At 54.8% G+C, this 7,986-nt stretch carries 7 protein-coding genes and 1 pseudogene; 4 read left to right on the plus strand and 4 right to left on the minus strand.

Annotated features, from left to right (window positions below):
• Nucleotides 1-12: 12 nt before the first annotated feature.
• The gene (locus QP891_RS10410; protein ID WP_284771147.1) at nucleotides 13-1,041 is read left to right on the plus strand and encodes a prephenate dehydrogenase; all 1,029 of its coding nucleotides are present in this window, start codon (nucleotides 13-15) and stop codon (nucleotides 1,039-1,041) included.
• Here the strand turns inward: QP891_RS10410 and QP891_RS10415 are convergent.
• Together QP891_RS10415 and QP891_RS10420 are read right to left on the minus strand one after the other, a co-directional pair.
• Nucleotides 1,038-2,243, minus strand: a complete 1,206-nt coding sequence (locus QP891_RS10415) for a trypsin-like serine protease (protein ID WP_284771148.1) — start codon at nucleotides 2,241-2,243, stop codon at nucleotides 1,038-1,040. The two genes, QP891_RS10410 and QP891_RS10415, sit on opposite strands and share 4 nt — an antisense overlap.
• Before the next feature lies 1 nt (nucleotide 2,244).
• Nucleotides 2,245-3,174, minus strand: a complete 930-nt coding sequence (locus tag QP891_RS10420; protein WP_284771149.1) for a DUF418 domain-containing protein — start codon at nucleotides 3,172-3,174, stop codon at nucleotides 2,245-2,247.
• A gap of 1,683 nt (nucleotides 3,175-4,857) precedes the next feature.
• Between QP891_RS10420 and QP891_RS10425 the strand changes: the two genes are divergently transcribed.
• Together QP891_RS10425 and QP891_RS10430 are read left to right on the plus strand one after the other, a co-directional pair.
• Entirely contained in the window at nucleotides 4,858-5,652 is a 795-nt protein-coding gene (locus QP891_RS10425; RefSeq protein WP_284771150.1) for an MFS transporter, read from the plus strand.
• Nucleotides 5,653-5,684: 32 nt separating this feature from the next.
• Complete coding sequence (locus QP891_RS10430) at nucleotides 5,685-6,125, plus strand: MFS transporter (RefSeq protein ID WP_284771152.1); 441 nt, start codon at nucleotides 5,685-5,687, stop codon at nucleotides 6,123-6,125.
• Between the two features lie 492 nt (nucleotides 6,126-6,617).
• On the opposite strand, the gene QP891_RS10435 is transcribed toward QP891_RS10430, so the two are convergent.
• The gene (locus QP891_RS10435; protein WP_284771151.1) at nucleotides 6,618-7,184 is read right to left on the minus strand and encodes a hypothetical protein; all 567 of its coding nucleotides are present in this window, start codon (nucleotides 7,182-7,184) and stop codon (nucleotides 6,618-6,620) included.
• Between the two features lie 298 nt (nucleotides 7,185-7,482).
• Here QP891_RS10435 and QP891_RS11995 point away from each other — a divergent pair.
• Nucleotides 7,483-7,604 (plus strand): annotated as a pseudogene (locus tag QP891_RS11995) (transposase-like zinc-binding domain-containing protein); the annotation flags it as partial.
• A gap of 260 nt (nucleotides 7,605-7,864) precedes the next feature.
• On the opposite strand, the gene QP891_RS11875 reads toward QP891_RS11995, so the two are convergent.
• A partial coding sequence (locus tag QP891_RS11875; protein ID WP_349835862.1) for an IS3 family transposase occupies nucleotides 7,865-7,986 on the minus strand: 122 nt, incomplete at its 5' end.

Raw genomic sequence — 7,986 nt, forward strand, 5'->3', positions numbered from 1 at the left:
ACAATTGTCACCGTGAGTTCTCAAGATGTTCAACGCCCCATCTGCATTATCGGCCTCGGCCTCATCGGTGGTTCCTTGCTGCGCGATCTCGCGGGCTATAACCACGACGTATTTGGATACAACCACTCGACGTCCGCCGCTCGCACCGCAGTCAAGCAGGGCTTTGACGTCAATGATGACTTGCCGGCGGTGCTTAACCGCGCCGAGGTTGAAGAGGCGCTCATCGTGATAGCCGTTCCCATGACCGCGGTGGGTAGCGTCTTGGATGCTATTCAGGAACACGCCCCTAGCTGCGGCATCACTGACGTGGTCTCCGTAAAGACTCCCGTGCGCCAGCAGGTCTGTGACCGCGGCATGGAGGATCGCTACGTAGGCGGGCACCCGATGGCGGGTACCTCGAAATCGGGATGGGATCACTCCCAGACGGGGCTTTTCCGCCGCGCCGCGTGGGGAATTACCTACGATTACGCCGCTGAGTATGAGGCGCGCGGGGAAAAGATTCCTAAGAAATGGATTGAGACTTTTACGGACGTCGTGCGCATGACCCAGATGGTGCATGCAGAGGCCGTGCCCATCCGTGTGGCCAACCACGATGCGGCGGTCGCTCGCATTTCCCACCTGCCGCATATTTTTGCGGAGACTCTCGCCACGGTGGGCGATAATGGCGGCATTTTGGCGCAGTCTCTAGCCGCCGGTTCCTTCAAGGATGCGACCCGGGTGGCCGGAACCCGCCCGGATCTCGTGCGGCAGATGTGCGAGACCAATGCCCCGGCCCTGGTAGAGGCCTTGGATGAGGCGCTGGAGTTGCTTCACGATGCCCGGGAGAAGCTCGCCGCCCCCGAGCCTTCCATCGCCGAGCTTGCCGATGCCGGCTACCGCGCCCGCACCCGCATCGAAGCCAGGTCGGGCGCGCGCAAGGAATCGGTCTCCCCGGTCAAGATTTCCTCCCGCCCGGTGCTGCGCCTGCACCCCGGTGGCCCGAAGTGGGTGGCGCAGCTGCGCCAGACCGAATCCTTGGGCGGGCGCATCGAGATTTTTTAGCGGCGCGACGTGCGGGCGGCACCGTTGCCAGCACCGGTAGCGAAGGTGCGCGCAGCCGCCGCGGCACCGATAAGGCCAATGGCCGCTACCGTGAAGTAGATCCACGGGCGGTCGCCGCTGGTCTGCGGCGTTGCCTGCGGGGTAGGCGTGGTCTCCGCGGTCAAGATGGCGTCCTTATCCTTGCCGCTGATCACGCCGTCTACCCAGTCCTTAGTGCCGGCGAGCGTGGTGATAGCCGCGCTTGGGGAGGGCAAATCCGGGTCCGCATTGGAAGTACCCGCGGTAGCTAGGCCCGCAAGCTTTCCGCCCACGAAGAACGGTCCGCCGGAATCGCCACCCTGCATGCCGGCATTACCGGTGGAGTGGACATCGAGGATCGGGCTGCTGATCATCGGGGCCATGCCGCCTTGGCCAGGCTGCATTACTTCCCCACCGTTGCCGTCAGGCTTGACAATCTGCGGCTGCTCGGCGCCCGGCTTGGTGGCACCCGGCGAGACCACCTTGGGCTTATCCGATCCCGAACCAGATCCCGGCATCTTGAAGCCGGGCATGGCCTCTTCGGCGGGCACGGATTCGTAGCCTTCAGGGACCTTCATGCCGGCATCCGGCTTGGAGCCGCCCGGCATCTTGAGACCGGGCATGGCTTCCTCAGCTGGCACGGACTCGTAGCCTTCCGGGGCTTCCTTGCCGGCGCCTGGCTTCTGTGCGGCGTCATCGCTTGGCCCGCCGCCCAGGATTTCGGAGACCTTCATCTCTGCCATCGGCAGCTGGCCCTTGCGCGCCATGGAGGAGCTGCTGCTCCAGCCATATAGGGTGCCAAGGTCGCCGGTCTCGGGAATATCGGTGGAGATCTTGGCCGGTTTGATATCGGTTACGGGCTCGGTGAGGTGGAGCAGTCCGGCATCGGAAAGCGGGGATAGCGCCCACGAATCCGCGTCATAGACCTTGTCTCCCAGGCGGGCCTGGGTGCCTTCATTATTGACGGATTGCAGGCAGTGGCGGGCGGTAAGCACCCACTGCTTATCCACCAGCGTGCCGGTGCAGTCGCCGAAGTTGCCTATCCGGCCCATCTTGAGCGCGGCGACGGTCCGGGACTCGGCGTTATCGGGGGCGGGTTCGCCGTGCTCAAGGGCGCTGGCGGGGGCCGCCAACATCCCGATGATGCCGGCGGTGGTCAAAGCGGTAGCAAATTTACGCGACATGTTAGTCCTTCTTTCCAGCAGGAACGGCGAGTTTAACGGCGGAGGAGACGGCCTTTTCGAGGGGGCCTTGGCCCAGGAATTTCCGCCAGATGGTGGCGAGCACGAGGAATAGGCCAATAAATGCCCATGCCCACGCGGTGTTGTGCAGTGAGATGTTGCTTTGCCAGTAATAGGCGGAGAGCACGTGCAAGACATAAACGGTCAGGGACATCGTGCCCATTGCGGCCAAGGGGTAGACGAGCTTGGGTACCGCGCTGCCGATGAGCAGGCACAGGTGCAGCACCACTGCTGCCACTGCAACGGAGAGCAGGATTTCGCCCGCTACGCCGGTGTGGCCGGTAAAGCGCAGCCAGCTGGGAATATCCGGCTCGAAGCGGAAGTAGGTGCCAACCGCGGCAATCACCGCGCTGACTGCGGTAACAATCCACTGCAGCGCCGTGCGGAAGCTACCTGGGCGGATGTAGACCTCAAAGAGCAGCATGCCGGCGATGAAATACGCGATCCATGCCAGCAGCGGATAGACCTGCGGCAGGGTAAACGGCGCGTAGTGCACGGTTGAGGCGATGGCGGCGACGAAGAACAGGGCCAGCTTCCACCACATGTTCAGCGGTGGCACCCAGGAGACCACCATCATGGTGATACCCATAGCAACGAGCACGACCTGAATCTGCCCGCCAACCGGGAGCAGTGCCAGTCCGATAAGCGTAATGATGGCGCCACGGGCAATCAGGCGCAGCAGCGTCTGTACGGAATAGTTCTTGCTAATGAGCATCATCGTCACGCCGGCGACGATGGCAAATAGGGCGGCCGGAAGGCCCGACAATATGACCTTGGTACTCCATACCAACGAGGCCATGTGCAAAATAATCATGCCAATAATGGCAAGTGAACGAGCCAAATCCAGCCCGACGATGCGCGATGATGTACTCACCTAGCACTCTCCTTCACGATGTGATGGGACGCAGCGGTCTCCACCACGGCCCATGTTTTTAACGACTCTCTTTTTCTACAACGGAAGTCTGGGAGGTTGCTGTATCAACACTTTACATGTTCTGTACCTTATAAATGCCGTCATTGGCCCAACCAATCCCGCGGCCCCACTTTCCCGCTAACCGCACACAATTTCACCCAATTTCCCGGCGGCAACACACTCCGGAGGACCCACCGCAGCGCGCATCACCGCCAACTACACGCAATTAATTCACCCCAGAAACCCATACTTACCTGCTATTTTGCTATAGATAATCGATTACCCCCTCCATACCTTTATTCTGATAGTTTCTTTTCTGTCAGGATGCTTCCTGGCACCTATGAAAAGCGCTCAAACTGTCTGGCAAATGATCACGAAGTTCGGTCCCTCTTCATTCCTCCCCCTAAATCAACCGAAAGAGGACACATGCTCAAAACACGCGCTAGAAACCTAGTGTTTGCCGTGGTGGCCTCCACGCTTGGCGATGGCCTCATCCCCACCGCTTTTGCCATCCAATCGTTCAAGTTGGACTCCAGCGGCAGACTGCTCACCTTTGTCCTCATTGCGCTGTGGTCCGCCAAACTAATTTCATCGCTGGCCCTGGACAAAATACCGACCCCAGCTTTTCCAGCCAGGATCATGGTTCTATCGGTTCTGCGGCCCCTACCTCCGTGTGGAAAAAGGTGCACTGAAACCTCCTCCAGATACCCCTATGCGCCGCTTATACCGGGCACCTCTTAGCCTTATTTTTGGCGGACAGCATTGACGTCATTGCCGTAGTCACCGCACTGAGCGGCGCCTTGACCGCCATCTCAGGAATTACCTGGGATGTCCTGGGGCAGGAACTACATTCATATTCCTTGCCCCAAGATCCGTGCCGCAGCAAAGCAAGGCTTAATTATTGCGGTCCATCAACTCACGCTGACTTCAAGGCGAGCCGGGACCTAGCCCCTGTTTGGTGGGCACCTGATATCCAGCTCAGTGAGGTTGGCAAGATTGGTAATCTACTGCCGAAGCTAATCCCAAATATGCACCACACAAGCCAGGCCATACGGTCACCATTCAGGGCGTTCAGGACTTCGATATGCAGCGTGACAACACTATTTTTGCTGGATCCAAAATTAAACCCTTGCCATCCATTCAGGCGAGCCCCACCTAACCATACGGACGTTCGCACCGCCAGCACCGGATGGAATCAAATTTAGAAACCGGAATTTCAGGCAAAACTATTGACAGCAGGCATAATCGCCCCCTACTGTGTGAGATACGTCGCAGAAAGTGACACACGTCATGTTCCACAGCTTTCGAAAAGAGCTACCTGCCTGCCGTTATGGACATTAAGTTTATTGAACGCATGAAGGGGAACATGTCACTCGTTTCCCAGTTCTACGACGACCCAGCCACCACACTAGGAGAAGCCGGTGTCTCTGGGGAAGTTTATCGGCACTGATTCAAGATTAATGGCATAGTACCTGGAGCACATCATGTTCACCTTACTGCATCAATAAATCTCATTTGACACACCGCAAGTTGCGGCGGGTCAAGAAGTTGACCCGTGAGAATTACCCACTTCGGAAATCCGACGCTGGGTTCATGCTGCGCGCATGAGCTTTCAGTCGCGGTTGTCAAACATTGAGAGACACGATGCAGGATTATACTGATCAAAAATTTTGGACCATCGTACGCAAGAACCATCCTGACTATCTACGGTGGTTCTTCGCTGATACAGCAAGCGCCTTAGGGGCATCACTCGTAGCTATCCCTATTTCACTTGCGAGCTACTACCTCACTGGAAGCCTAAGTCAAGCGGGAGTGATTGGAGCCGCAAGCTCGGCAGGCTCGATGATCATGACGATCCCAGCCGGGATGATCATCGATCGTTTTAACAAGAAGAAGTTACTTCTCTTCTACGGGCTGAGCCAAATTGGTATCTGGTCAACCTTCTCGCTACTGCTTTACTTGGGCAAATTCAATTTCCCACTTTTGTTCTTCTTTAGCCTGTTTGCAGGAATGATTACAGGCACGTTCGGAGGCCTAACCAACGCCATTTTGAGATTCATCATTCCTGAGAATTTGCTTGTTCAAGCGCAAGGCCGTAACCAAACTCGAGACAACATCATCTGGATGCTCGGACTACCTTTAGGAGGCTTTCTCTACGGCCTAGCCCCGGTTATTCCCTTCATTGCACAAACGTTGTGTGGGTTGGGTCCGCTTTATGCTTCAAGAACCATCAGTAAGGACCTGGGGAAGTCAAACAATGAGCAGAAGTATTCGTTTAAAGAGTTCTGGTCCGATAGTAAATATTCTTTGGCTTGGATTTGGAAATATCCGATGCTTCGAACAATCTTCAGCATCGATATCTTCTCCAACTTCGCCAACTTTTCCTCATCGCGTCCATTGACCTATGGCTGGCATACCTCAAAGTTGATGGTTGGATAATCGGCCTCACCTCAGCCATGTTCGCCCTTGGAATGATTGTTGGAGGGCTTCTTCAAGACCGCCTCATCAAGCATTTGCCAGGAAGAAACATCATCCGAGCAACGATGTTATGGGAACTACTGTGGTACCTGTTACTTCTTGTATTTTCTCAGTATTGGCCACTTATCGCAGTTGCAGCATTTTTCATCGTAGTTCCCTCCATTGCGTGCAACTCGTACTCCGGAGGACTGCTTGCGTTATCAGCGCCTCCCGAAAAAATAGGAAAATGCTCGGCAGGAGCGCGTCTGATGATGGGATTGCTACCAATCATCGCCTCCGCCAGCGCGGGTACATTTCTCGCCGCAATTGGTTTTCAGGCAAGCATGGCACTATGCGCTCTGTGCTCGGTTATCTCCTGTTTGATAGCGACAAGTTCAGTCCTGCGCACACTACCTAAAGCATCCGAGTTCAATTTACTCCCCGTATGCGAGTAGTTCGGGCCTGACCTCCCAGAAAGTGGAGACTCCACGCTACCGGACGCAACCTATTGGGAGAGGAGCTTGAGGTTTGGAAGATAAAGACCGCGAAAACCGGGCCTCCAATTGTCAGATGCGAGGTTTTGGTACCGGTGTTCTGGGGACTCGGTACTGCTGTGTTCTGGGTAGTTGGTACCGGGGCGGGCCCACTACCCCAAATCCACATCCAATAAACAACCGAGCCGAAAAGCCAATAACCGGATTACTCTCGCTTACGGAGCTTATTGGCCCTGCGCCAAACTGCGTAAGTTCCCGCAAGGAAAACAACCGCAAAAACTCCGGCAACTCTAAAATAAAATAAGCCGTTTTCTAGCCTGCGGAAGATGTCTGACGATGAGGTAGAAGCCGTCTCAGCCAAGGTCTTAGCAACATAAATCGCATTCAACCCGCCGATAACATAACCGAGACAGAGCAACAGTGATACACAAATCGCAATCTTTAACAGAACCTCTAAGGATGAATTGCGTGACACTGTTCTCCTTTATATTCTCCCATTACAAATAGACGTGCACACTCAGCATTGCCCTTAACGTCAAAATTTTGAAATCCGTCATCGTGCGCATGACCGAAGGAACAATCATTGTGAGTTTTACCTTTGCGCGTCACATGGATCCCGTTTTCGTCTCTGTTTTGGTAGTCAACTCGCCAGTTGCACATCGTTCCGTTAGTAAACGTTGCCGACGCACTTTCGCTCTCTATGTGACCACCTTTCCCCTTAATCGAATGTTCAAGACTCACTACAGGAACCTCAAAATTATGACCATTAAACGTAAATCCAAAACCATTGATTGTAGTCGCGCCGAATGCTGATCTGTCTTCGACGCTCGGAACTGGGTCGCTACCTTCGGGAAGGTAATTATAGGCCGTTGGGTCTGTATTTTGGTAGTTTCCACCAAAGATAGTTTTCGGCCCCTCTTGTACCCCCTGTGATGTTTCCGCTTGAGCCATTCCGGACAAGGCAGGAAGTAGCAGCAGAGAAGACAAAAGAGAAGCGGAAGCTTTTAATGTTTTGTTCATAACTTTCCTTTCCGTACGCGACGACTTATTTAAAGTAACATAAATTGACACTCTTAGTAATGATTGTCATTATCCTGATTCCGGGATCCATTGCTGGTGTTAGCAGTTCGGGCCCAACCCCAGATGATGGACACGTCGACCTAAACGACAGGATGTGTTGGTGAAGTTATATGTTTAGCCCGTCTGGCCTGCTGGTATTAGGACTATTTCACTTATCCGGAGGAATAACGCAGCCTCGGACCTGAAATACCGCCGGGGGCGTGCTGATGTGCTAGGCGCCTAGGTTCACGATAAATGGATGAGTAAGAATCATCCTCGATGCCCCGTCTGTAGCAGGGCGTGCACCAAAATACGGGACTACAAGCACCAATCCGCCAGCGATGGCGATGGAACGCCTGTAAAGCCACTGCCACTCGCGCTAGAGGCCGACCCAGGAAAGTGGACGAATCAGGGCGCAGACCCACGAGCCAAAGCACACACCCTAGCCAACCAAGAAACACAAGCCACCATCGGCCGTGAATACGGCCGACCAGCAACTTTCGACAGTACCTACAACCACTCTATGGGAATACACAAAGGCCACATGCCCTAAACCACGCAGTCCACCAACACAAAATGTCGTTTACCCCGACACGCCGGAAAACAACACATTTGGGGATGCGGACATTTTTTAGGACTATTCAGAGTAGCAGCTTGCGTCGGCGTTGATTGATGCTTAATCCGCCGAACTCAAGCTTGATTCTTCGTTCGTTGTAGAAGTCGACATATTCATGAATCGCTTTCTCTAGTTCCTCACGATGGC

Origin of the sequence: Corynebacterium sp. MSK310, assembly GCF_030227355.1 — a bacterium.
Taxonomy (GTDB): domain Bacteria; phylum Actinomycetota; class Actinomycetes; order Mycobacteriales; family Mycobacteriaceae; genus Corynebacterium; species Corynebacterium rhinophilum.

What these genes read in the sequence shown, in the direction of transcription:
- QP891_RS10430 (WP_284771152.1), top strand. Translation starts at nt 5,685, where the DNA reads ATGATTGTTGGAGGGCTTCTTCAAGACCGCCTCATCAAGCATTTGCCA.
- QP891_RS10425 (WP_284771150.1), top strand. Translation starts at nt 4,858, where the DNA reads ATGCAGGATTATACTGATCAAAAATTTTGGACCATCGTACGCAAGAAC.
- QP891_RS10435 (WP_284771151.1), bottom strand. Translation starts at nt 7,184, where the DNA reads ATGAACAAAACATTAAAAGCTTCCGCTTCTCTTTTGTCTTCTCTGCTG.
- QP891_RS10415 (WP_284771148.1), bottom strand. Translation starts at nt 2,243, where the DNA reads ATGTCGCGTAAATTTGCTACCGCTTTGACCACCGCCGGCATCATCGGG.